The organism is Streptomyces sp. S063 (genome assembly GCF_002832675.1).
GTDB lineage: Bacteria > Actinomycetota > Actinomycetes > Streptomycetales > Streptomycetaceae > Streptomyces > Streptomyces sindenensis.
Map to the genome: position 1 here is coordinate 6,210,849 of NZ_CP021707.1, position 25,270 is coordinate 6,236,118.

Annotated in this window: 18 protein-coding genes and 1 pseudogene; 11 read left to right on the forward strand and 8 right to left on the reverse strand. The window is 71.6% G+C overall.

Going from position 1 to position 25,270, the window contains the following annotated elements; genetic code table 11:
* Window positions 1-22: 22 nt before the first annotated feature.
* From CCZ36_RS28365 to CCZ36_RS28385, 5 genes are all read right to left on the reverse strand, one after another.
* Window positions 23-427, reverse strand: coding sequence for a roadblock/LC7 domain-containing protein (locus CCZ36_RS28365; RefSeq protein ID WP_069740702.1), 405 nt, complete (start codon window positions 425-427; stop codon window positions 23-25).
* Complete coding sequence (locus tag CCZ36_RS28370; RefSeq protein ID WP_128818842.1) at window positions 424-2,955, reverse strand: sensor histidine kinase; 2,532 nt, start codon at window positions 2,953-2,955, stop codon at window positions 424-426. The genes CCZ36_RS28365 and CCZ36_RS28370 overlap by 4 nt, the downstream gene beginning before the upstream one ends.
* A gap of 694 nt (window positions 2,956-3,649) precedes the next feature.
* Complete coding sequence (adhE, locus tag CCZ36_RS28375; protein ID WP_128818843.1) at window positions 3,650-6,292, reverse strand: bifunctional acetaldehyde-CoA/alcohol dehydrogenase; 2,643 nt, start codon at window positions 6,290-6,292, stop codon at window positions 3,650-3,652.
* Window positions 6,293-6,507: 215 nt separating this feature from the next.
* Window positions 6,508-7,155: a CBS domain-containing protein gene (locus tag CCZ36_RS28380; protein WP_128818844.1), complete on the reverse strand. Its 648-nt coding sequence runs from the start codon at window positions 7,153-7,155 to the stop codon at window positions 6,508-6,510.
* Window positions 7,156-7,547: 392 nt separating this feature from the next.
* A complete protein-coding gene (locus CCZ36_RS28385; RefSeq protein WP_128818845.1) occupies window positions 7,548-8,279 on the reverse strand; it encodes a hypothetical protein in 732 nt (243 codons plus the stop codon).
* A gap of 554 nt (window positions 8,280-8,833) precedes the next feature.
* On the opposite strand from CCZ36_RS28385, the gene CCZ36_RS28390 reads away from it, so the two are divergent.
* The gene (locus CCZ36_RS28390; protein WP_069737840.1) at window positions 8,834-9,256 is read left to right on the forward strand and encodes a pyridoxamine 5'-phosphate oxidase family protein; all 423 of its coding nucleotides are present in this window, start codon (window positions 8,834-8,836) and stop codon (window positions 9,254-9,256) included.
* A 251-nt stretch (window positions 9,257-9,507) separates the two neighbouring features.
* Here the strand turns inward: CCZ36_RS28390 and CCZ36_RS28395 are convergent, their stop codons facing one another.
* A complete protein-coding gene (locus tag CCZ36_RS28395; protein WP_069737841.1) occupies window positions 9,508-10,713 on the reverse strand; it encodes a globin domain-containing protein in 1,206 nt (401 codons plus the stop codon).
* Between the two features lie 271 nt (window positions 10,714-10,984).
* Between CCZ36_RS28395 and pflB the strand changes: the two genes are divergently transcribed.
* From pflB to CCZ36_RS28445, 10 genes and pseudogenes are all read left to right on the forward strand, one after another.
* Window positions 10,985-13,243: a formate C-acetyltransferase gene (pflB, locus tag CCZ36_RS28400; RefSeq protein ID WP_128818846.1), complete on the forward strand. Its 2,259-nt coding sequence runs from the start codon at window positions 10,985-10,987 to the stop codon at window positions 13,241-13,243.
* Window positions 13,240-13,977, forward strand: a complete 738-nt coding sequence (gene pflA / locus CCZ36_RS28405) for a pyruvate formate-lyase-activating protein (protein ID WP_128818847.1) — start codon at window positions 13,240-13,242, stop codon at window positions 13,975-13,977. The genes pflB and pflA overlap by 4 nt, the downstream gene beginning before the upstream one ends.
* Before the next feature lie 92 nt (window positions 13,978-14,069).
* Entirely contained in the window at window positions 14,070-14,765 is a 696-nt protein-coding gene (locus tag CCZ36_RS28410; protein WP_069741558.1) for a response regulator, read from the forward strand.
* A gap of 128 nt (window positions 14,766-14,893) precedes the next feature.
* Window positions 14,894-16,651 (forward strand): GAF domain-containing sensor histidine kinase, encoded by a 1,758-nt coding sequence (locus CCZ36_RS28415; RefSeq protein WP_069737844.1) that lies wholly within the window; start codon window positions 14,894-14,896, stop codon window positions 16,649-16,651.
* Window positions 16,652-17,169: 518 nt separating this feature from the next.
* On the forward strand, window positions 17,170-17,799 hold the full coding sequence (locus CCZ36_RS28420) for a DoxX family membrane protein (protein WP_069737845.1): 630 nt from the start codon (window positions 17,170-17,172) through the stop codon (window positions 17,797-17,799).
* A gap of 151 nt (window positions 17,800-17,950) precedes the next feature.
* On the forward strand, window positions 17,951-18,856 hold the full coding sequence (locus tag CCZ36_RS28425) for a universal stress protein (protein WP_128818848.1): 906 nt from the start codon (window positions 17,951-17,953) through the stop codon (window positions 18,854-18,856).
* Between the two features lie 405 nt (window positions 18,857-19,261).
* Window positions 19,262-20,104, forward strand: a pseudogene (locus CCZ36_RS28430) (universal stress protein); the annotation flags it as partial.
* A 355-nt stretch (window positions 20,105-20,459) separates the two neighbouring features.
* On the forward strand, window positions 20,460-21,359 hold the full coding sequence (locus CCZ36_RS28435; protein WP_069741388.1) for a universal stress protein: 900 nt from the start codon (window positions 20,460-20,462) through the stop codon (window positions 21,357-21,359).
* 32 nt (window positions 21,360-21,391) lie between these two features.
* Complete coding sequence (locus tag CCZ36_RS28440; protein WP_069737848.1) at window positions 21,392-22,423, forward strand: zinc-dependent alcohol dehydrogenase; 1,032 nt, start codon at window positions 21,392-21,394, stop codon at window positions 22,421-22,423.
* Window positions 22,420-23,283 (forward strand): universal stress protein, encoded by an 864-nt coding sequence (locus CCZ36_RS28445; RefSeq protein WP_128818849.1) that lies wholly within the window; start codon window positions 22,420-22,422, stop codon window positions 23,281-23,283. The genes CCZ36_RS28440 and CCZ36_RS28445 overlap by 4 nt, the downstream gene beginning before the upstream one ends.
* A 170-nt stretch (window positions 23,284-23,453) precedes the next feature.
* Here CCZ36_RS28445 and CCZ36_RS28450 read toward each other — a convergent pair whose 3' ends face one another.
* On the reverse strand, window positions 23,454-24,629 hold the full coding sequence (locus CCZ36_RS28450) for a cation:proton antiporter (RefSeq protein ID WP_128818850.1): 1,176 nt from the start codon (window positions 24,627-24,629) through the stop codon (window positions 23,454-23,456).
* Window positions 24,630-24,633: 4 nt separating this feature from the next.
* Window positions 24,634-25,113 (reverse strand): cation:proton antiporter regulatory subunit, encoded by a 480-nt coding sequence (locus CCZ36_RS28455; protein ID WP_069741390.1) that lies wholly within the window; start codon window positions 25,111-25,113, stop codon window positions 24,634-24,636.
* Between the last annotated feature and the right edge of the window lie 157 nt (window positions 25,114-25,270).

The window sequence follows — 25,270 nt, forward strand, 5'->3', positions numbered from 1 at the left end:
TGGAATGGGCCGGCGGGGGCGTTCAGCGCGCGGGCGGCAGGCTCGGGTCGCGGACCTCGGGGGAGAGGGAATCGCCGACCTGGTTGATCAGTTCGGACATCATGTAGCTGACCTCGCCGATGTCGGCGTCCCTGGTCGTGGTGACGAGCAGCGAGGCGCCGCTGGAGACCGCCATCGAGAACATGTAGCCGCCCTCCATCGCGGTGAGGCTGTGCTCCACCGGGTCGGTGTTGGTCAACTGCGCTGCCGCGGAAAGCAGGTTGACGACGCCGGACGCGATGGCGGCCAGCCGCTCCGCGTCGTCGCGTTCCACGCCGGTGTACGCCAGCGCGAGTCCGTCCACGGACACGGCTATCGCCTGGGTGACTTCCGGGAGGCGCCCGGCGAAATCGCTCAGGATCCAGCTCAGGTCGGAGGAGGTGGTCATTTCTCGGTCCGTTCGGTGTGGTCGTCCGGGGCGGAACGCCCCCGGTGGTTCGTGCTCCTGTTGATCCCCTGGGCATAGGCCGCCAGTACGTCGGAGACCTGCCGGGAGTCCCGGCGGCGGGGCGACGGTCGCGGGGCCCCCGCGCCCGGGCGCTGTTCGGCGCCCTCCCGCCGGCCCGCGGTGGGCCACTGCTGGGGCGCCCGGCGCTGCCGCAGGGGCAGCCCCGAGGAACTGACACCCGCGACCCGTGAGGCCGGCTCGTCGCGGGCGGGACGCGGCGCGGGCGTTCTGCCGTGTCCCCGGTCCCGTGCGCCGATGCCCGGCCGTTCGTCCTCGCGGGGCCTCTCGTGGCCGGGCGGGACTTCCCGGCCACCGCCGTCCGCCGGCGCGCCGGTCCCGGCGGCACCGAAGCCCGCACCCGGGCCCGCACCGACGGCCGTACCCGGGCCGGTACCTGTGTCCCCGCCCGTAGCGGCGCTCGCGCCGAGGCCCGCGCCGACCGGGGTGCCGAGGTGGCCGGGCCGTACCCCCGCTCGGGCCGGTCGGCCGCGGCCCTGCGGTCCCGGGGGCGTGATCGGCCGGGGCGTCTCGTAGCCGACACCGTTGCCGAGGTCGTCCTGCGACGGCCCCCGGTCCTCCCGGAAGTCCAGGGCCAGCACGTTCGCGGGCAGCGTGACCTCGGCGATGGTGCCGGGGCCCGAGGAGTCGCGCAGTTCGACAACGATGCCGTGGCGCGCGGCGAGCCGGGCCACCACATGCAGCCCCATGGACCGTACGTCGCCGATGCCCGCCTGCGGTTCGAGCAGCGCGGCGTTGTGGACCGCGCGGCGCTCCGCCGTCATGCCCACCCCCTCGTCGACGATCTGCACGACCGCCCGGTCCCACAGCCGCCAGACGGCGACCCCGACCTGCTTGTCCGGGGGCGAGTACCGCGTCGCGTTGTCGAGGAGTTCCGCCAGAATGTGCGCCACGTCGTGGACGGCGCGGGCGGTGATGCCGATCCCGGACTCGATCGCACCGAGCGAGACGCGGTCGAACCGCTCGATCTGCTGGGCCGCGGCCACGATGACGGTGGAGCACCCCACATCGGCCGAGCGGACCCGGGCGTTTCCGTAACCGCCGAGCACCAGCAGGTTGTTGGTGTTGCGCTCCATGCGCACCGCGAGGTGGTCGAGAGCGAAGAGGGCCTTCATCCGTGCGGGGTCGGCCTCGTCCCGCTGCACCGTGTCCAGCTCGGACACCATGACCGCGGTCAGCCGGGCGCCCCGGCGCGCGACACCGACCAGCGTCTCCGCCAACTGCTCGTGTGCGTGCGCCTGTTGGGCGGCGAGGCGGACGGCTTCGTGGTGGACGGCGTTGAACGCCTCACCGACCTCGCCGATCTCGTCCTCGCCGGTGGTCCGGACCGGATCGCCGGTGCGCCGGGCCACTTCCTCGGGCGTCGCGCCGCGCAGCGCGCCGGGCTGGGACAGCTCGGCCATCACGGTGGGCAGCCCGGAGTGGGCGACCTCGTGCGCTGCGTTGCGCAGATCGCGCAGCCGCCGGATCATGACGCGCCCCAGGCGGATCGCGACCACGACGACGCCGACCAGGGTCAGCACCACCAGGGCGACCTCCGCACCGGCCGTCCAGATGAGCGTCGTGCGAACGTCGGAGACCTGGGCGAGCACGGCCGCGTCGACCCGCTTCTCCACCGAACGCAGCAGCTCCTGGCGGTCGTTGGACGCCTTCTGCCACTTCTCGGGGGTGACCGTGAGGTCCTTGCCGGCGCCCGTCCGCCCGATCTCGTCCTCCAGGCGCCGGGCCTCCAGGGCCTTCGCCCCGGAGAGGGTGCGTTCCAGCCAGGTCCGCCAGGCGCCCGGGCCGAGGTCGTACAGGACGCCGATCGATTCGGTGTAGCCCATCCGGCTGGCGTCGAAGGTCCGCTGCGAGGCGGTGGTGAACCCGCCCGAGGCCTGCGCCCTCGCGACGGTGACCTGCTGCTGGGCGGTGTGCTCGGCGGCCTCGGAGAGGGCGGCCGCGGCGCGGATCCGGTCCGCGATGTCGGCGTCGACGCCGTCGGCCTGCGCGATGCCGTCGCGGTAGCTGTTGAGGTCGGCGATCACGATCCGATAGCCGAAGGCGAGGGCGGAGGCGGTGCTGCTCTTCGAGCGGACCTGGGCGCGCAGCCCGGGCATCTCCTCCACGAACCGCTCGATACGGTCCAGGGCGCCCCTGGCACTGCCGGGGACGGCCGATAGCCCCTCGGCCCTGCTGCGGAACCCGGCGATGCTCCGGTCGGTCTCCTCGGTGCGTAACCGGAACGCTTCCGCGTCTCCCTGTTCGGACACCAGAGCGGTGGCCGCTGCCCGCTCACGCTGGAGCCGGTAGGTCAACTCGCTTGCTTCGTCCGCCACTTCGACCATCGAGGTCAGTCGTCCCGCCTGGAGCGCCTGGTTGGTCGCGGGGGCGAGCGCCAGCACCGAGAAGGCGACGGCCACGGTGAGCGGGGCGGTGACGAGGAGGACCAGGCGGCGATTGATTTTCACTGCGCGGCTCCATCGTCAAAACCGGGCTTGAGCTTGAGTATCGGTGACACGCGGATACCTGTTAACGGGTCGTGGGGGGTCCGGTGGGAGTGTCGGTGACGGCGTACCGCTGGGGGGAGTGATGCTGGTGGTACGGAAGGGGCCCCAGGGGCACGCGCGGCATGATCCTATGCCGTAGGACGCACCTTCGGACGGGTGAATCATCGAAAAAGTGCACACCGATCGCACAACAACGAATCCGCTTCGCTCACAAGTGAGCAGAAATCAAAGCGTTTTGAGGATCGTCGGCCGATCCGGTGGCGATTCGACGCGGGCCCGGAGCCCCGCGACGACGTGCACTCGGTGCCGCTTCCCGCATCCGGATCACGCCGGGGCGACACCGCCGTCGCACCGAACTCTGAGGGACGTCATGCGAGTTGCTGGACGAGGAGAGCCCTGATGCACCGGGCGGGCACGCGGGGAGACGCGTCGGTGGAACGCGGCGGGTTCATCTCGTACAGCCATACGCGCGACCGGGAGTCGGCGCAGGCCCTCCGGGGACGTCGTCGCCGTCGGCCGCCGGCCTCGCGCGGCCGGCCCGAAGGATGCCGCGCAGCCCGGCGCGGCATCCTTCGGGCCGGGCTGCGCGGCAGCGGTCCTGGCACGGCGATCCGGGAACTCCGGCAGCGGCTTCCGCTCGGAGAGACCCCCGCGCTCAGCCGTAGTAGGCCGCGCGCATCAGCTCCCGCATGTCGTCCAGCATCGGCATGCGGGGGTTGGCCGGTGCGCACTGGTCCTCGTAGGCGTGGAGAGCCTGCTGCGGCAGCGCGTTCAGGAAGGCCTGTTCGTCGACCCCGAGCGCCTTGAACGTCGGCTCGATGCCGACGGCGTCGCGCAGCCGCTCGACCGCCGCGGCGAGGGACTCCACGCCCTCGGCCGGGGTGGTGGCCGGCAGCCCCAGGGCCCGGGCGATGTCCTGGAACCGCTCGGGAGCGCGGTAGTCCTCGTACTTGGGCCAGCCGGTCAGCTTCGTCGGAACGGTGCCGTTGTAGCGGATGACGTGGGGGAGGAGCACGGCGTTCGTGCGGCCGTGCGCGACGTGGAAGGTCGCGCCGAGGGTGTGGGACATGGCGTGGACGATGCCGAGGAAGGCGTTGCCGAAGGCCATGCCGGCGATGGTGCCGGCGTTGTGCATCTTCTCCCGCGCCTCCGGTGCGCCCTCGCGGTCGGTGACCGCTGCCTCCAGGTGGTCGAAGACCAGGCGGATGGCGTGCAGCGCGAGACCGTCGGTGAAGTCGTTGGCGTAGACGGACGCGTACGCCTCGACAGCGTGCGTGAGGGCGTCGAAGCCGCTGTCGGCAGCGAGGGCCGGAGGCAGGACCGAGGTGAGCAGGGGGTCGATGATGGCCACGCTGGGCGTGAGCGCGTAGTCGGCCAAGGGGTACTTCTTGCCGGTGACGGGGTCGGAGATGACGGCGAAGGGGGTGACCTCGGCGCCGGTTCCGGAGGTGGTGGGCACGCAGACCAGACGGGCCAGTCTGCCCAGGTCGGGGAAGCGGAAGGCGCGCTTGCGGATGTCGGAGAACTTCTGCCGCATGTCCGCGAAGTCGATGCCGGGCTGCTCGTACAGCAGCCACATGACCTTGGCGGCGTCCATGGGGGAGCCGCCGCCGAGCGCGACGATCGTGTCGGGGCGGAAGTCCCGCATGAGGTCGGCGCCGTGCTGGACGGAGTCGATGCTGGGCTCGGGCTGGACGTTGTCGATGATCTGGAGGGTGACCGGTTCCCGGCGCCGCTGCAGTACGCGGCTGATGCGGTCGACGAACCCGAGGCGGGTCATGGTGGCGTCGGTGACGATGGTGACGCGGTGGACGTCGGGCATGGAGGTCAGGTAGCGGATGGCCTGCGGTTCGAAGTAGATCTTCGGGGGGACCTTGAACCACTGGAGGTTGTTGCGGCGGGTGGAGACCCGCTTGACGTTCAGCAGCTGGGCGGCGGAGACGTTGTCGGAGACCGAGGTGCTGCCCCAGGAGCCGCAGCCCAAGGTGAGTGAGGGCAGCAACCCGTTGTAGACGCCGCCGATCGCGCCCTGGGAAGAGGGGGAGTTGACGATGATCCGTGCGGTCTTCATCCGCATGCCGTACGCCTCCGCCACGGCCGCGTCTTCCGTGTGGATGACGGCGCTGTGGCCCTGACCGTGGAAGGCGACCATGTCGGCGGCCAGGCCGAAGCCGTGACGTTCGTCCTCGGCGCGCAGCACGGCGAGCACCGGGCAGAGCTTCTCGCGGGTCAACGGCTCGTCGGGGCCGACGCCTTCGGCTTGGACGAGGATGACCGAGGTGTTCTCCGGCACCGAGAACCCGGCCCGCTCGGCTATCCACGCGGAGCTCTGTCCGACGGCGGCGGCATTGACCTTGGGCTCGCAGCCGGCCCCTGAACCGCCGTTGGCCGGGAACAGGAAGGCCTCCAGTTTCGCCTTCTCCTGCGGGGTGGCCAGATGGGCGTGCAGGGTGCGGAACTCGGCGAGCGCCGAGTCGTGGATCGCCGCGTCCAGGATGACGGCCTGTTCCGAGGCGCAGATCATGCCGTTGTCGAAGGACTTGGACAGCACCAGGTCGTTGACGGCTCTGCGCAGCTTCGCGCTGCTGTGGATGTATGCGGGGACGTTGCCCGCGCCTACGCCCAGCGCGGGCTTGCCGGCCGAGTAGGCGGCCTTGACCATGGCGTTGCCGCCGGTGGCCAGGATCAGGGAGACCCCGGGGTGCCGCATCAGCGTGTTGGTCGCCTCGACGGAGGGAGCCTCGATCCACTGCACGCAGTGCTCCGGTGCACCGGCGGCGATGGCCGCGTCCCGTACGATGCGGGCCGCTTCGGCGCTGCACCGCTGGGCGGAGGGGTGAAACGCGAAGATCACCGGATTGCGGGTCTTCAGCGCCATCAACGCCTTGAAAATCGTGGTCGAGGTCGGGTTGGTGACGGGGGTGACCGCGGCCACCAGGCCCACCGGTTCGGCGATCTCGACCATGTTCTCGATGTCGTCCCGGCCGATGACCCCGACGGTCTTCATGTGCGCCATGCTGTGCGTGACGTGCTCGCAGGCGAACATGTTCTTGGCCGCCTTGTCCTCGAAGACCCCGCGTCCCGTTTCCTCGACCGCCAGACGGGCCAGCTCCGTGTGCTGGTCCAGGGCCGCGACCGACGCCTTCTTGACGATGTGGTCCACCTGTTCCTGGGTGAGGGCGTCGTAGTCGGCGAGTGCTTCGAGGCCGCCCGTGACCAGACGGTCCACGGCGACCGCGATGTCGGACGGGGCGTCTGTCCTGTCGCGGTTCTCGCTCCGCACGTCCTGTCGGGTCATGTGGTGTGCCTCCGTCGTCAGGGGCCGCCGCGGTGTGCGGCGGTGCCGGTCAGGAGCGGTGTGACGGTGGACCGCCCCGCTCTGCCCTCACTGTCCTTCGGCGCCGTCCGCCGCACGAGGACCCGGGGGCCCCTGCCGACGCCGGCAGGCCCGGCGCGGCAGGGACCGTCGGCCCCGGCTGCCCTGCCTGCCTGCCGGAACGGCTCGCCGCGCGCTCATGAACTCCCCGTGCGAGCGGACCCGGCCGGAATCGCGCAGTCGTCGATGCGAAAGCCCAGGCCGTTCACCACGCCGACCACACCTTCGAGGCGCCAGGCGGCGTAAACGATCTCCGGTACCCGGGAACGCAGTTCCACCCGGCCCTCAAGGGTGACCACACCGTCGCGAACGGAGACGAGGACCGGGTCCGACGGTTCCCCCTCCGCTCCGCCGACGATCTCCGCGGCCACCTCCCGGCGGATGTCCTCGTCCGCACGCAGGAAGACCCGGAGGAGGTCGCGGCGGGTGGCGATGCCGATCAGGCGATCGGCCTCGTCCACCACGGGCAGCCGCTCGACACCGCGGCGCTCCATGAGCCGGGCGGCGTCCGCCACGCTCTGCTCCGGGTGCACGGTGACGGCCGGGCTGGACATCATGTCCTCCGCGCTCACGGCCAGGGGTGGAGCGGAGCCTTCCCGGTATGCCTGGGCGCGTACCAGATCGCTGCCGGACAGCACACCGAGGACCTTGTCGTCGGCGTCGACCACCGGCAGCCCGCTGACCCGGTGGTGGTCGAGCAGTCGCACGACCTCCTTGAACGGTGTCGTCGGGCCGGCCTGCACGACGTCCCGCGTCATCACCTCACCGACAGTGCGAGAGGGCATGATGGATCCTCCTTCACGAGCAGGGGCGAAGAGAGCCGGAGCCGACGGCCGGCTGGGTCTCACGGGCACTGAAGTGCCGGCGACCCGGTGCTCCGCTGCCCGTGACCGTGTCGCCACGCCTCAAGACTGCCGCGCTGCGCAGTCACGGACCAGGGGCGGCCGGTCCTGGTGGGGAGGGGCTCCTCGGCCCTGGCCACAGGGCCGAGGAGCCCCCGTGCCCGGCTGCTGTCTGCTCCGCTCGGCCCCTGCCGGGGCGGCCCGGTCGACCCCTCCGGGACGTGCCTGCGGCGCCCGGAACGAGCGAGCCGGAGAAGTAGTGGGCACCACGCAGTTCCAGGCGCCCGGCGAGATCGTCGCCGAGCGCCTCCTTGCCGGACGGCTGAGGACGGAGCTCAGTCCGTGCTTGTCTTCGTTGTCAGCTTCTCGAGTTGTGCGGTGATCACTTCTTCCGGGGCGTCGCCCGCGTTCTTGTGCGCGACCAGGCTCTGCCAGCCGAAGACGGCCACATTCGAACCGCTGCGGACCACCCGGTACCAGTGTGCCGTTCCCGACGACTCCCTTCTGTAGGCGAAGGCATCGTCGGCGGGGCCCGGATCGGGGTCGGGGAGGGCGGCGACGGTGGGGTTGAGGCCCATGTCGTCCTCGTAGCTGGTACAGCTCTTCGCCGCGTCGCGCACGCGGGCGATGAGCTCTTCGGCTTCGGCAGCCTTGCCGTAGGCGTACAGCGTGATGTCGGTGGCTTTCGTGTCCGTCTTCGGATGGACGGATCGGGCCGCCGCCGCGGTCGGCGCTGGTTCGGGCGAACGCAGCCGGATGTCCTCCATCGGCTGGCAGGTGGCCGGGTCGGCCGGCTTCCCCTTGGTGCCGAGGACGGTGCCCTGCTTGAAGACGGTGAAGGTGTATCCGGGCAGGTCCGCTTCGGTGACCGCCACGCTTTCGAGGCCGGCTGCGTCCAACTGGCCGCCCCCCGCCTTCCCCGCCGACGTGCCCTTCGCCGGGTCCTCGGTCCCGGCATCGCTTCCGCGGCCTCCGGCCCCGTCGTCGCTTCCGCAGCCGGCCAGCAGGGCCACCGTCGCCAGTGTCACCACGACGACCGGAACCCGCCGCAGTCCGTGCACCTTCATTCCCGCTCCCCAGGTAGTGGCCCCCGGGTGCGTCGGCACCGGGGCGCTTCTCGAAGCACGGTGACAGAGCGCGACAGTTTTGGCGTCAGCCGAAATGCGTACAGCCGCTACGCGCGTCAGTCGGCCGGGGGTGGTCGCGCAACTCGGCGAGTGCCGCGACGCGGCTCGCCCCCGGCCCGGATGACGACCCGTTCCAAGGCGCGGGCCAGGCCAGGCCGATGGCGCACGGCCAGATTCCGCCGGTGGGAGGACGAACCGGCCATGCGGTTCGCCGCGTCGGCCCGGGCGAGGCCGTAGCCGGTCGTGAGGTACGTCGGTAGTTAGACGGAGAAGGCCACGTAGCCGCCGAGCGGGCCGGGGCTGCATGGGCCAAGGGGCCCTGCCGAGAAGCTGAGGGGCCTCCATCGAATCCGGCCCGCTCCCCTTCGACAAGGCGCCCCGGTTCGCTCACACGACTCGGACGGAGCGGCGGATGCGGCCGTCCGCTGCCAGGACCCGCAGATAGGGCCGACCGGCCCTACCCGGCGTCACAGCCCGGCGCGGAGGATGGTGGGATGCTCGAGAACGACGCCATCCGCATTCTCGACCGGCTGGAATGCCTTCGTCTGCTCGCCGAAGTGCCGCTCGGCCGGGTCGTGTACACCCGGCAGGCGCTGCCCGCGGTCCTCCCGGTCAACTTCACCCTGGACGAGGACGACTCCGTCGTGCTGTACACCTCGGCGGTCTCCGACCTCGTGCACGCCGTTGACGGTGCCGTGGTCGCCTTCGAGGCGGACGAGTTCAGCGCAGCGACCCGGTCGGGCTGGAGCGTGGTCGTCACCGGCCGGGCCGGCGTGGTGGACGAGCCCGCCGAGCACGAACGGCTCTCGCAGTCCGGCCCGCGTTCCTGGATGCCCGTACGTGACGGGGTCTTTCTGCGCATCGAGTCCGAGTTGGTCACGGGCCGCGAGATCATGAGCACACGCACCACCGGATGACCGCGCGTTTCCGCATGCGTCTCCGGTCGGCAGTGCCGAGGGCCGGTCAAGGACCGACGAGCACAGCCCGGTGCGAGGCCGGGTGCTGACCGCCGGCGCGCTCGGAGAAGGTTTCCGCAGGCGGTCCATCACGCAGCCAACGGTGGCCGGCGACCACAGCCTCGCTCCTCACCCACGCCGGTGAGGCGCCGCCGGCCGCCTGCCGCCTGCCGCCGCGGACCAGGTCGCCCCCGCCCCCGTGTCGTCCGCGCTCAGCCCTCCGTGTGGGCCAGCCACAGGTCGGGGCCGAAGACCTCGTAGCGGATGTGGCGCGCCGGGACGCCCGAGTCGAGCAGTTGTGCCCTGACGGCCCGCATGAAGGGCAGTGAGCCGCAGAGGTAGACATCAGCGCCGGCGGACAGGTCCAGCGCCTCGAGGTCCATCAGACCGCGGTGGGCACCGGGCTCGGCGGCAGCGTTCTGCTCGTACCAGAACTCTGCCCGGGCAGCGGGCAGGAGGCCCACCAGCCGCTGGGTGTCCGAGAGCAGTGCATGGTCCGCCGGGGAACGATCGGCGTGCAGCACCGTGACCGGGCGGGTGGCTCCGGTCGCCGCGAGGTGCTCGAGCATGCCGACCATCGGAGTGCAGCCGATACCGGCCGAGACCAGCAGCAGAGGGCTGTCGGCGTCGTCGAGGACCACGTCTCCGAACGGAGCGGACAGGGTGAGTCCGTCACCGGCCCCGATGGTGCGGTGCAAGTGGTTGGACACCTCGCCCTCGGGCGCGTCGGACAGGCTCGCCACCCGCTTCACGGTGATTCGGCGCAGCCGGTCGCCGGGTGCGCCCGACAGGCTGTACTGGCGCACCTGGTGTATGCCGTCGGGCATCCGCACCCTGACGCTGACGTACTGTCCGGCGCGGGCGGGCGGTACGGGGGCCTCGTCCGCCGGGCGCAGCAGGAAGGACACCACGTCGGAGGTCTCCTCGCGCCGCTCCACCACCGTCCACCGCCGCCACGGGTGACGGGGGTCGACCTGCGCCTCCTGGTAGAGACGGGCCTCCTGGGCGATCAGGGCGCCGGCCATGAGCCAGTACACCTCGTCCCAGGCGGCGGCCACCTGGGGCGTGACCGCTTCGCCGAGCACCTCCGCGATGGCACCGAAGAGGTACTTGTGGACGATCGTGTACTGGTCCTCGGTCACGCCGAGCGCCGCGTGCTTGTGGGCGATCCGGGAGAGCAGCGCGTCCGGCCTCGTCTCCGGATCGGCGAGCAGCGCCTGCGCGAAGGCCGCGATGGAACCGGCAAGAGCACGGCGCTGACCACCGTTTGCCTGGTTGCCGCGGTTGAACAGCCCGTCCAGCAGTCCGGGCTGCTCGGCGAACATGGTGCCGTAGAACCGAGCCGTGATCTCGTCCAGCGCTCCGCCGACAGCGGGCAGGGTTGCGCGGACGACGGCGGCCGAATCGGGCGAAAGCATGGGTCTCCTCGACAAAGGGGTGCGCGGGGGAACTGTGCTCACATCCTGGCCGCCCGGGCACCGGCCCCGGATGGGCCGATCGGCCTTCTTGGCGGGGGCCGACCGGCTCGGGAGCAGATCCGCCAGCCGCCGCCACGTGTCCGTGGCGGGCCGAAGGTCCCGTCGGCCGGGGCCGCCCGGGGCCCGCCCGGTGCCCTGACCGGCACTGCCCGCCGCCTGCCCGCACGACGAGTATCGGCGGTGACAGGACCGCCCGACGAGAGGACCCGCGATGACCGCGACGGTGACAACCGCCCCCCGGACCGCCGACGCCTGGCGGCAGTTCACCGGCAGCGGGTGGCGTGAGCGCATCGACGTACGTGACTTCATTCAGGCCAACTACACGCCCTACGAAGGCGATTCCGGCTTCCTGACCGGTGCGACGGGCCGCACACGGGCGGTATGGGAGAAGGTCAGCGCGCTGTTCCCGGAGGAACGGCGCAAGGGCGTCCTCGACGTGGACACCGCCACCCCCTCCACCATCACCTCGCATGCCCCCGGCTGGATCGACCGCGACCGCGAGCTGATCGTCGGCCTGCAGACCGACGCGCCGCTCAAGCGGGCGATCATGCCCAACGGCGGCCTGCGCATGGTGGAGAACGGCCTGAAGGCATACGGGTACGAGCCGGACCCGTTCGTGACGCGGGTGTTCGACACCTACCGCAAGACCCACAACGCCGGTGTCTTCGACGCCTACACCCCGGCGATGCGCGCCGCCCGCAGGGTCGGCATCATCACCGGCCTGCCGGACGCCTACGGGCGTGGCCGGATCATCGGGGACTACCGGCGCGTCGCCCTCTACGGCACCGACCGGCTCATCGAGGCCAAGAACGCCGAACGCGCCGGCCTCGACGGCAGGCCGTCCACCGCGGACATCATCCGCGACCGGGAGGAACTCGCGGAACAGATTCGGGCTCTGGGCGAGCTGACGGAGATGGCGGCCACGTACGGCTGTGACGTCAGCCGGCCCGCGGCCACGGCGCACGAGGCCGTGCAGTGGCTCTACCTCGGCTACCTGGCCGCCGTGAAGGAGCAGAACGGCGCGGCGATGTCGCTCGGCCGGACCTCCACCTTCCTGGACGTCTACCTCCAGCGCGACCTGGACGGCGGACTCCTCGACGAGACACGAGCCCAGGAACTGATCGACGACTTCGTCATCAAGCTCCGCATCGTCCGCTTCCTGCGCACCCCCGAGTACGACGCGCTGTTCTCCGGCGACCCGACCTGGGTGACGGAGTCCATCGGCGGCATCGGCGCCGACGGCCGCCCGCTGGTCACCCGCACCTCCTTCCGCTTCCTGCAGACCCTCTACAACCTCGGCCCCGCCCCGGAACCCAACCTGACCGTGCTGTGGTCGTCGCGACTCCCGGACGGCTTCAAGGAGTTCTGCGCCCAGGTGTCCATCGACACCAGCGCCGTCCAGTACGAGTCGGACGACCTGATGCGGACACGCACCGGCGACGACACCGCGATCGCCTGCTGCGTCTCCGCCATGGCGGTGGGCAGGCAGATGCAGTTCTTCGGAGCCCGCGTCAACCTCGCCAAGGCACTGCTGTACGCCGTCAACGGCGGCCAGGACGAGATGACCGGCGACCAGATCACGCCCGAGATGGCCCCCCTGACCGGCGAGTACCTCGACTACGACGAGCTGTCGGCCGCGTACGACCGCGTCCTGGACTGGCTCGCGGGGACCTACGTCGACGCGCTCAACGTCATCCACTACATGCACGACAAGTATGCGTACGAGCGCCTGGAGATGGCGCTGCACGACTACCCCGTCCACCGCTTCCTGGCCTGCGGCATCGCCGGCCTGTCCGTCGCCGTGGACAGCCTCTCCGCCGTCAAGTACGCCCGTGTCAAGGTTTTCCGCGACCGGACGGGGCTGGCCGTCGACTTCCGGACCGAGGGCGAGTTCCCCGCGTACGGCAACAACGACGACCGGGCCGACAGCATCGCAGTCGACCTGGTGGAGTCGTTCATGGCGAAGGTGCGCGAGCACCCCGCCTACCGCGACGCCGAGCACACCCAGTCCGTGCTGACCATCACCTCCAACGTCGTGTACGGCAAGCACACCGGCAACACTCCCGACGGCCGGCGCGCCGGACAGCCCTTCGCCCCCGGCGCCAACCCGATGAACGGCCGCGACAAGCACGGAGTGGCCGCCTCCGCCCTCTCGGTGGCCAAGCTGCCCTACGACGCCGCGCGGGACGGCATCTCCCTGACCACCACGATCACCCCGGAAGGGCTCGGGCACGTCCCGGGGGAACGCGCCGGTCACCTGGTCGGCATCCTCGACGCCTACGTATCCGCGGGCGGCTTCCACATGAACGTCAACGTGTTGAACCGGGCCGTGCTGGAGGACGCCATGGAGCACCCGGAGAACTACCCCGAGCTGACCATCAGAGTCTCCGGCTACGCGGTGAACTTCGTCCGCCTGACCCGTGAGCAGCAGCTCGACGTGGTCAGCCGCACCTTCCACGGCGCACTGTGAGCGCCGTGACGACAGGCCGGATCCACTCCTGGGACCTGTCCACCGGCGTGGACGGTCCCGGGACCCGGTTCGTGCTCTTCCTGAGCGGCTGCCCGTTGCGCTGCCTGTACTGCGCCAATCCCGACACCTGGCACATGCGCGACGGGCGGGAGGCCACCGTCGACGAGGTGATGGCCGAGGTCGGCAAGTACGAGGGCTTTGTCACCACGGCGGGGGGAGGGGTCACCGTCACCGGTGGTGAACCTCTGCTCCAGTCGACCTTCACCGCGGCGGTCCTGCGCCGCTGCAAGCAGGCCGGTCTGCACACCGCCCTCGACACCTCGGGCCTCCTGGGGGCCCGAGCCTCGGACGAACTCCTCGCCGACACCGACCTGGTGCTCCTCGACATCAAGTCCTTCGACATCACCACCTACAGGAAGCTGACCGGCGGGGCACTCGCTCCCACCCTCAGCTTCGTGACCCGTCTGGATACCCTGGGCAAGCGTGTGTGGATCAGGTACGTCCTGGTGCCCGGCTGGACCGACGACGAGATCGCCGTCGACGGACTCGCCGCGTTCCTCTCCGGCCTCGGCTGCGTGGAGCGGGTCGACGTCCTGCCGTTCCACAAGCTCGGCACCGCCAAGTACGACGCACTGGGCGTCCCCTTTCCGCTGCGCGACACGCCGGTTCCCGACCCGGCGCTGGTGGACCGGGTACGGGGGCAGTTCCGCGAGCATGGGCTCGTGGCTCATTGACACGGCCGAAAGTGGGGCCGACCGGCCCTGGTCCCGGGCCGTCCGGCAAGGTGATGATGCCGGCACAGGACGAGGCGTACGAGGAGCGGTCGATGGCGCACAGCGAGCAGGACGGCAGCATGGGAAGCCCGATCAGGGTGTTCCTCCTGGATGATCACGAGGTGGTCCGGCGAGGGGTGCACGACCTGCTGGAGGACGAACCGGGAATCACGGTCATCGGGGAGGCCGCGACCGCGGAGCAGGCATTGGTGCGGGTCCCCGCCCTGCGGCCCGACGTGGCCGTCCTCGACGTGCGTCTGCCCGATGGCGACGGGGTGACCGTCTGCCGTGAACTGCGCTCGGCGATGCCGGAACTGGCCTGTCTGATGCTGACCTCCTTCGACGACGAGGAGGCGCTGCTGGACTCGATCATGGCGGGAGCCGCCGGTTACGTCCTGAAGCAGATCCAGGGATCGGACCTGGTCACGGCCGTGCGGACGGTGGCCCGTGGGCAGTCGCTGCTGGACGCGAGCGCCACCACCAAGCTCATGGCACGTCTGCGGAGCGGACAGCAGCCGGCCGAGGAGCCGGAGATGCTTCCGGGCCTGACCGACCGCGAGCGTGAGATCCTCGACCTGATCGGTGAAGGGCTGACCAACCGGCAGATCGGGCAGCGGCTGTACCTCGCGGAGAAGACGGTGAAGAACCACATCTCCCGCCTGCTCGCCAAGCTCGGAGTGGAACGCCGCATCCAGGCCGCGGTCATCGCCACCCAGGCCCGCGACCGTATGCGACCCGACGGACGCTGAAGGCCACGGCCCGCCCGGCGCCTCCGCACGGCTGCGTCGGTCCCTCGTCCCGCCCCTGTTCGAACCGTTACTGTGGTGATGCACGGGACGGGTCGCCGACAGGCGGTGTGGCGTTGGAGGAGCAGCGGGTGGAGAGCGCCAAAGGTTCCGGCGAGGCACGGGTGCGACTGCCGCAACTGCGGCTGGACGAGTTGCTGGAGGAGCTGCAGGCCCGGCTGGACGCGGCGCGCGGCACCCGGGACCGGGTGCACAGCCTGCTGGAGGCCGTGCTGTCGGTCGGTCGTGAGCTGGACCTGGAGCAGGCGCTGCGCAGCATCGTCGAGGCCGCGGCGGCCCTGGTCGACGCCGAGTACGCCGCGCTCGGCGTGATCGGCCCGGACGGCACACGGCTGTCGGCTTTCCACACGGTGGGTGTGGGCGAGGAACAGATCGCGAGGATCGGTTCCTACCCGGAGGGTCACGGCATCCTGGGCGAGCTGATCCGCCACCCCGAGCCCTTGCGTCTGCCCAAGCTCTCCGAGCACCCGGCGTCCTACGGCTTCCCGGCCCACCACCCGCCGATGAACACCTTCCTGGGCGTCCCCATCCGGGTACGTGACCACGTCTTCGGCAACCTGTACCTGACGGAGAAGCGCGGCGGGCAGCAGTTCGACGAGGACGACGAGTCGGTACTCGCCACGCTGGCCGTGGCGGCCGGCGTGGCGATCGACAACGCCCGCCTCTACGAGGAGTCACGGCTGCGTGAGCGCTGGCTGCAGGCGAACGCGGAGATCGCCCACACCCTGATGTCCGGTGCCGACCAGGCGGGTGTCCTGCCGCTGATCGCGGAACGGGCCAGGGAGATCACCACGTCGGTCCTGAGCGTGGTGGCCACCCCGGTACGCGGGACGAACACCCTCGCCGTGGAACTGGCGATAGGACAGGACGCCGATGCGTGGCGGGGGGTCGTCCTGCCCGTGGAAGGCACGCTCATCGGGCAGGCGTTCGTTCACCGGGCCCCTGCCGGCACGGCCGACGGATCACCTGAGCGCCGGCTCTCGGTGGGCCCGCCGGGCTTCGACGGGCCGGGACCGGCCGTCGCCGTGCCGATCGGCACGGGCGACGAGGCCAAGGGGGTGGTCCTGCTGGTCCGCCGGACGGGCGGCAGGGAGTTCACCGAGAAGGAGACCGAGCCCCTCCAGGTCTTCGCCGCGCAGGCCGCCGTCGCGATGGAGCTGGCGGAACGCCGCCAGGACGCCGAGCAGATCACGCTGCTGGAGGACCGCGACCGGATCGCACGCGACCTGCACGACCTGGCCATCCAACGGCTCTTCGCCACCGGTATGACGCTGCAGAGCGCCGGGCGGCGCGTCCAGGACGACGTGGCCTCCGAGCGGATCCTGCGGGCGGTGGACGACCTCGACGAAACCATCAAGATCATCAGATCGACGATCTTCGGCCTGCGCTCCCGCGACGACGACGCGGCGCCCGGCCTGCGCGCCCGCGCGGTACGCGCCATCGGTGAGGCAGCTCCCCTTCTGGGATTCGCCCCCAGCGTCCGTATGGAGGGCCTGCTCGACACGCACGTGCCCGGTCGGACCGCGGACCACGTCATGGCCGTCCTCACCGAGTCCCTGTCCAACATCGCCCGGCACGCCCGCGCCGACCGCGCGGATGTGGTGCTGGAGACCGACGGCAAGCAGGTCCGCCTGACGGTCACGGACAACGGCGTCGGCATCCCCGCCGGAGGCCGCCGCAGCGGCCTGGCCAACATGGCGGAACGCGCGCGGACACTCGGCGGCGACATGGTGCTGGAGAGCCCGGGAGGAAAGGGGGCGCGGCTCGTGTGGCACGCACCCCTGGGGCAGTCCTCGGACACCGCGGAGAGCGCCCCGCCCGTCTCGTGACGCACGGCTCAGCTGCCGAGCGGTAGTTCGGCCCAGTGCCGGGCGGCCCGGTCGGCGTTCGTCCCGTCGCGGCTCTCCCGTCCCTCCGCAGCATCCGGCACCGTTCGGTCCCCGGCGGTCCCGGCAGGGGGTGGTGCGCCCCTCGGTGAGGGGGCATCAGCACCACGGCAGGCTGTGGTTCAAGGACGGCACGGCCCCGGCGGCCCGGGCCGGTCGTTCCCGAAACGTGGTGCCGAGCATGACGCGGCCCATCGGCGCTCCTTCTCGCCCGGGTCCGGGCCGGCGGGGCCGGGGAAGCCCCTGTCCGGGGTCCCGGCCCGAGGCCGCGCGTGCGTGAGCACCTGGCGGGGCCGGCCCGCCACCGGTCCGGTCCATTCGCCCCATGGCCCCGAACGTCCCGCCATTCAGGGGACGTTCAGCCCTCCATCGCAGACCTTCGGCACCAGGTGCGCGGTGGCGCGAGCCGCAAGAGTAAGCGGTGCAGGAACCACTCGGACCGTGTTGAGAGGACCATCGTCATGGCCATCCACCAGCCCGCTCACCGCCGCTCACTTTTCCACCTGCCGTCGTCGCGCAGGACGCAGGCCGCCACCGGACCGGAGGCGGACGTGTCGGTGGGAGCCGGCACGCGTACCGCGCAGGCGTATGTGCTCGCCTCGGCCCGTGTGTTGATGGGTTTCATCTTTCTGTGGGCCTTCCTCGACAAGACGTTCGGCCTCGGCTACGCCACCGCCTCCGGCAAGGGCTGGATCGACGGTGCTTCGCCCACCGAGGGATTCCTCGGTCATGTCGCTGTCGGTCCCATGGAGTCGACGTTCCACGCGTGGGCCGGCGCGGCCTGGGCGGACTGGCTGTTCATGCTGGGGCTGCTCGGGATCGGGGTGGCTCTGACGGCCGGGGTGGCGCTGCGGCCGGCGGCGCTCGCGGGAACGCTGATGATGGCGTTGATGTGGGTGGCGGAGTGGCCGCCCGCGCAGCACCTGTCGGACGGGTCGGCGAGCATGTCGACGAACCCGTTCGCCGACTATCACCTGGTCTACGCGGTGCTGTTGATCGCTCTGGCCGCTGTCCCGGCAGGCGGCGTGTTCGGTCTGGGGCGGTTGTGGGCCGGGCTCCCGGTCGTCCGTGACCACGAGTGGCTGCGCTGAACACGGCCGGTGGGGCGGGGCCGTTGACAGGCCCGCCCCATCAGCCCGTCGACAGGGGCCGTCGGCGCTCTTCCGGGACCAGCGGCCCCCGCCCGCGCCACCGCCGCACGACATGCCGAGAACAGACCGAAGGACACAGGAGGTGGGCGGTATGACCCGCTCGATCACCGTAGGACTCGACGGCTCGCCCGAAAGCCGGGCAGCAGCCGACTGGGCGGCCCGCGAAGCGGCGCTGCGGAAGCAGCCGGTACGGATGCTGCACGTGTGGCATCCGGTCCCGGATGCCATGGCCGAGGCCCCGCCGCTCGGCACCCGGACGCACCAGCACTGGACCGAGCGCATTCCCCGGGATGCCGCCCAGGAACTGAAGCTGCGTCACCCTGGCGTACAGATGGCCACCGAGCAGCGGACAGGAGTTCCGGCCGAGGTTCTGCTCGACGCCGCGCACGACTCGGAACTGCTGGTACTGGGATCCCGCGCCCTGAGTGGGCTCACAGGCTTCCTGGTCGGGTCGGTCGGCCAGTCGGTGGTCGCCCGGGCCGAGGTGCCCGTGGTCCTGGTGCGCGCCGGGCGACGGGCCGCCGACGAGCACGTCCAGGTCCCCGACGGGCTTCCGTCCACCGCTACCGGTTTCCGGCCCGTGGTCCTGGGCCTGGACACCGACAGCCCCGACGACGCGCTGATCACCTTCGCGTTCGAGGAGGCGGGACGTCGCGATGCCACGCTGACCGTCGCCACGGGCTGGAACCTCCCCTCCTCCTACGCGTACAGCCTGGCCGCCGGGGTGGACCTCCGCGAGGACATCGTCCGGGAGCGGACCATGGCACTCACCGACGTGCTCCTGCCGTGGAGGGAGAAGTATCCGGACGTGGAGGTGGCCGAGGTCTCCCGGCTCGGAAGTCCCGCCGGCCTTCTGATCGACGCCTCACACGACGCCTCCCTCGTCGTCGTGGGCCGGCGTGTGCGCCGCAGCTCTTTCGGCGCACACATCGGAGCCGTCACCCACGCGGTCATGCACCACGCCGTCGCGCCGGTCGCCGTCGTCGCTCACGACTGACGTGCGGACACGCCTGCCGCCACGGCGGCCACCGGCCTCTCGTCCGCGCCTGTCCGGCATCGTCGTCCGGCACGAGTTCGTCCCGCACGCGGTGCTGCACCACGCCGCCGCACCGGTGGTGGCAGCGGCCCCTCACCCGTGAGCACGTGCGGTCGGCTCGACGCCGACGGCGAAGACCGCCGGGGCATGCCGCCGCGCTTACACGGCACACCCCCCGGGGCGGCCCTTCCGGCACCCCGGCCCGACGCCGGTTCGAGGCCGCGTCGGGCAGCACGATCAGGGCCGCTCAGACCGACACCAGGGACGATCGGCCCCAGCGCCCTCGGCCGCCCCCGTGTGAGGCTCACACCATCACGTCACCCCGTCCGCCGGGGTCTTTCCCCAGCGGCAGCATCAGGAGGCAACATGTCCGGCACCATCACCGCAGGACTGGACGGGACCGACCACGCTTCGGCGGCGGCGGACTGGGCGGCCCAGGAGGCGGAGCGCCGGGGATCGGCCCTGCGACTGGTGCACGCCTGGGTCTGGCGCCCCACCGACGTGGTGTACGTCGGAGACAGGGCCGCCGAGGAGCGCTGGGTGCGCACCATGCTCGACGAGGCCCGGGCCCGCGTGGCGAGGGAGCATCCGGCCCTCGACGTCACGACGGAGCTGATCGTCGACGACCCGGTGCCCACTCTCCTGGCCGAAGCCGCACGCGCCGACATGCTGGTGCTCGGATCTCGCGGCTACGGCACCCTGACCGGCTACCTGATCGGTTCCATCTCGATGAAGGTGCTGCGCCATGCGGCCGGGCCGGTCGTCATGGTCGGGAAGCCGCATTCCGGCACGCCGCGGCGGGCTCAGGAAGTGGTGGTCGGCGTGGATCCCGGGCAGATCGGTGACGCGGTCCTGGAATTCGCCTTCTCCGCCGCGGCCGAACGCGGAGCGACCCTGCGTGCCGTACACGTCTGGAGCGTCCCGACGACCCTCGCCTGGAGCCCGGGGTCGCTGTATCCGGTCGAAGTGGCGAACGGTCTGGAGCAGATCACCAGAGAGCTCCTGGCCGAAACCCTCAAGCCGTGGCGCGACAAGTATCCGCAGGTCGGCGTCGTCGAGCAGGTCGAGACCGGCTCTGCCTCCGAGGTCCTGCTGTCCAGCAGCCCCGGTGCCGGCCTCGTGGTCGTCGGACGGCGCAGTCACGAGGCGGGCCTGCGACGTCTGGGCCCGGTCACCCACGCCGTCCTGCACCACGCCACAGCCCCCGTGGCGGTCGTGCCTCACGACTGTCCCCCGGGTAGGACCGCCGCCCGCACCCCCGCCGTACGGACGAAGGCGCGTGCGATGCCTTCTCTCCCGCGCCGACCGGAACGGCCTGGGCCGGCCGCTTGCTCGCGCCGGGCCGAGGGGCACCCGCCCGGTGACGCTCGGCCCGGCGCGGTGGTGGCCGTCGGCTTCCGGCCGTCCGAGGCGACGGAAGACGGAGGCCGGGAACCCCGGTGGACCGCCGCACACCCGCACCGATGGGGCCTGTCGGCCCGTGCGGGGGACCAGCGGCACCTGACGCCGGAACCTGCCGCGCGCGACGCTGGAACCAGAGCACCCGACACCGGAGGAGACCATCATGACCCGCACGATCACCGTCGGACTCGACGGATCGGCCGAGAGCAGAGCCGCCGCGGAATGGGCGGCGCGCGAGGCGAAGCTGCGCGACCTGCCGGTACGGCTCCTCCACGTGTGCATGCCGGTGCCGGAACCCATGGCCCAGGCCCCGCTCCTCGGGGCGGAGACCCACCAGCACTGGACCGAGCGTGTCCCGCGCGAGGCCGCCGAAGGGCTGAGACTGCGCCACCCAGGGGTCGGGGTGAGCACCGAGCAGCGTACCGGGGCGCCGGTCGAGGCCCTCGTGGAAGCCGCCCGCGATGCCGAGCTGCTGGTCCTGGGGTCCCGGGCGCTGAGCGGACTCTCGGGTTTCCTCGTGGGCTCTGTCGGACAGGCCGTGATCGCCCGGACCGAGGTACCCGTGGTCCTGGTGCGCGCCGGGGAACAGGCCACCGACGAGCACGTCATGGACCCTGCCGGCCTTCCGTCCGCCGACACCGCGTTCCGGCCCGTCGTCCTGGGCCTCGGCAGCCCCGAGGACGCCGCCATCGCCTTCGCCTTCGAGGAGGCGAAGCGCCGCGAGGCCCCCTTGTACGCGGTCCGGGCCTGGGACTCGTGGCCGTACGCCGTGTACACCGTCGGTCCGGGTTTCGAGCACCACGAGGAATTCTCCCGCCGGAGAGCCGACGCACTCGCCGAGACCCTGCGTCCGTGGCGGAAGAAGTACCCCGACGTCGAGGTCGTCGAGGTGTCCCGCCCGGGCAGTGCCGCCGCTCTCCTGATCGACGCGTCCCGTGACGCCTCCCTCGTCGTCGTGGGCCGGCGTGTACGCCGTAACCCCTTCGGCCCCCACATCGGTTCCGTCACCCACGCGGTGCTCCACCACTCCACCGCTCCCGTCGCCGTCGTCGCACACGACTGACGCGCATCCGGACACAGAAGAACGAGGACATCATGAAGGCAGCGGTCGTACGAGAATTCGGTCAGCCCCTGGTCATCGAGGAACGCCCCGACCCCGAGCCCGGCCCCGGACAGGTCCGCGTCCGCGTCGAGGCGTCCGGGCTGTGCCACACCGACATCCACGCCGCGCACGGTGACTGGCCCGTCAAACCCACCCCGCCGTTCGTGCCCGGCCACGAAGGTGTCGGCCTCGTGGAGAAGCTCGGCGAGGGCGTCACCCATCTCTCCGTCGGCCAACGGGTCGCCGTGCCGTGGCTCGGCAGCGCCTGCGGACGGTGCGAGCACTGCCTGTCGGGGTGGGAGACGCTGTGCGAGAGCCAGGTCAACACCGGTTACGGCTGCGACGGCGGATACGCCGAGAAGATGCTGGCCCGGGCCGACTTCGCCCAGCCGGTGCCGGAGGGCGTCAGCGCCGTCGACGCGGCTCCGCTGACCTGTGCGGGCGTCACCACCTACAAGGCCCTGAAGGTCGCCGGGGTCCGGCCCGCACAGCTCGTCGCCATCTCCGGGGTGGGCGGTCTCGGCCACCTGGCGGTGCAGTACGCGAAGATCGCCGGTGCCACCGTCGCCGCCATCGACGTCACCGACGAGAAGCTCGGCCTCGCCCGGGAACTGGGCGCGGACATCCTCATCGACGCCCGTACCCAGGACGTCGCGGCGGAGCTCAAGCGGCACGGCGGCGCCCACGCCGCCCTCGCTCTCGCCGTCAGCCCGGCTGCCTTCGAGGCCGTCAACTCCGGCCTGCGGCGTGGCGGGAAGCTCGTCATGGTGGCCCTGCCCGCACACGGCACCATCCAGGTGCCCATCTTCGACACCGTGCTCAACGGCACTTCGGTGATCGGCTCCATCGTCGGGACCCGCCAAGACCTCGCGGAGGTCTTCCAGCTCCACGTGGCCGGCCGGACGAGAGTGATCCAGGAGACCCGCCCGCTCACCGCCGTCAACGAATCGATCGACGAGGTCCTGCACGGCCAGGTCAAGGCCCGCATCGTCTTCGACCTCGGCGCGGGAGGCCGAGAACGATGAACCAGCCCCTGGTCGTCGGTGTCGACGGCTCCGAGCCGAGCCTGCGGGCCGTCGACTGGGCGGCCGACGAGGCCGCCCTGCGCCGGGCGCCCCTGCGGATCGTGTACGCCTCCCTGTGGGAGCGCTACGAGGGACCCGCACTCGCGCGAGAAGTCGGCGGCTCGTCGGGGCGGGTGGCCGCGGAGGACATCCTCGCGGCCGCGGCCCAGCGGGCGCTGCGCCATCATGCCGAGCTGCCGGTGACGACTGCCGACATGCTGGAGGAGCCTGAGCGCGCCCTCGTACGCGAAGCCCGCGGCGCTTCCGCCGTGGTCGTGGGCAGCCGTGGACGCAGCGGTCTCGCCGATCTGCTTCTGGGCTCCGTCAGCCTGACGGTGGCCGCGCAAGCCGACTGCCCGGTCGTCGTGATCCGCGGCAACCACAGCAACCGCGCTGTCGGCGGGGGCCGGGATCACATCGTCGTCGGAGCGGCCGACGGGCCGACAGCGGCCGTGCGCTTCGCCTGCGAGGAGGCGAAGCGGCGGGGGGTCCCGTTGGAAGCGGTACGGGCATGGCGGTGTCCCCTGCACGAGACCGTCGACCACCCCCTGCTCACGGGTGAGCCCGAGCGCCTGTACGAGGAGCGGGCGGCCAAGGAACTGGAGGCCGCCCTCGCCGACGCTCCTGAGGAGGTTCGACTGCGGCGGCGCACGGTGGAGGGCCCCGCCCGCAGGGTCCTCCTGGCCGCCTCCCGGGACGCCGGCCTCCTCATCGTCGGCCGACGGTGTCCCGGCCGCCCGGGGCCCCGTCTCGGACGGGTCGCCCACACGGTCCTGCACCACTCCGGCTGCCCCGTCGTGGTCGTGCCCGAGGTGGAGTGAGGGCGGGGGCTCCGGGTGGACGGGCGTACGGACGGGACGTCTTCGCGACCGCACCCGGGCCCCGCCACCCTGCCCGATGCCGTGTCGCTCACCTGGCGAGGTGCTGCTCCGCGCGAAGCCGTTTCGCCGCGCCCGGCTCGCCCGACCGGTGCCGTGCGGCGTCCGCCGTATCACGCGACGGGCGTGCTGCGGCGTGGTGAGCGCGTCGCTTCGGAGGGGCGCGGTCCGGTGAAGCGGGTGATGACGGGGCCGGCCACGGCGAGCAGGAGGACATAGGCGGCGACGAGGGCGCCGAGCCGGTCATGGCCGGTGCCGACGAGTCCGATGATGACGATGGAGAACTCACCCCGGGCGATGAGCGCGGTCCCCGCACGCAGGCGGCCCCGGCGTCCCACTCCTTCACGGCCTGCCGCGTACCAACCGGACGCCACCTTCGTCGCCGCGGTGACCACAGCCAGGAGCAGGGCGGCCGGTAGTACCGGCAGCAGCGAGTCCGGTGGGATGGACAGGCCGATGGCGAGGAAGAACACCGCGGCGAACAGGTCGCGCAGGGGGCTCAGCACCTTCCGTGCCCGGTCGGCAGCGCCTCCCGTGAGTGACAGTCCGACCAGGAAGGCGCCGACCGCAGCCGAGACGTGAACGGCCTCCGCGAGGGCCGCGACGACCAGTGTCACGCCCAGGACACGCAGCAGGAGCTGCTCCGCGTCCGGGTGGGCCAGCAGTCGCCCCAGATGATGCCCCCACCAGTAGGACAGGGTGAGCGCGGCCACGACGGCGCCCAGGGCGAGCAGCACTCCCAGCAGGGCCTGCTGCCATGTGCCGCCGGCGGCCACGACGACGAGCAGCGGGAGGTACGCGGCCATCGCGAAGTCCTCCAGCACCAGCACGGACAGCACGGCCGGGGTCTCCCGGTTGCTCATCCTCCGCAGGTCGCCCAGGAGCCGGGCGACGATGCCGGAGGAGGAGATGTAGGTCACCCCGGCGAGCGCCAGGATGCCGCCGGCGTCCAGCCCGAGCAGCCATCCCGCCACCGCACCGGGGGTCGCGTTCAACAGGAGATCCACCCAAGCCGAGGGCAGGTGGCGGCGCAGACTGACCGTGAACTCCGGCACGGTGAACTCGAGACCGAGCACCAGCAGCAGCAGGACGACGCCGATGCCCGCGCCGGTCTCCACGAAGGAGGCGGCTGCGGGGACCGGTGCGACTCCTCCCTCGCCCAGCGCCAGGCCCGCCAGGAGATACAGCGGGACCGGGGACAGCGCGAAACGCCGTGCCAGCGTGCCGAGCAGACTCAGCGAGACCAGGATGATGCCCAGCTCCAGCAGCAGGGCGACCGAGATGTGCATCCGCTCAGCCCCGGACGAGCTGTTCCACCGCGGCGATTCCCTCGCGGGTCCCGATCACCACCAGTACGTCCCCGGCGCTCAGGACCTTCTCCGGCCCGGGGGACGGGATGACCTCCTCACCGCGGACGATCGCCACGATCGACGCGCCGGTCCGTGTCCGTGCCCTGGATTCTCCCAGCGGGCGGCCGACGAACGGAGTGCCGGGGAGCACCTCGACCTGCCCGGCGCTGAGCCCGGGTACTTCTCTGGTGAGATCCGCGAACCGCTCGGCGATGCGTGGCGCGCCCAGGATCTCGGCGACGACGTCGGCCTCCTCACCGGTGAGCCGGAACACGGCCCGGGCCTGGTCCGGGTCCCCTTCTCCGTAGACCGCCAGTTCGAAGTCGCCCGAGCGCCGTGCGACCACGCCGATTCTGTCGCCTTCCAGATTGACGAACTCGTAGAGCAGCCCCACACCCGGCAGTAGAACCTCGTTGACGTCCACCCGTACCCATCCCGTTCGTCGTGAAGCCGTGGTCGTGCGGCTCGGAGCCCCGACCGCTGTGCCCTGGGTATTCGGCATACGGGGACGGCGGCTCAAGCGCCGGCCTGCCCCGGCGGGAGAGGCCCACCGGTCACCCTTCCTCGCATCGCGCGGGGCC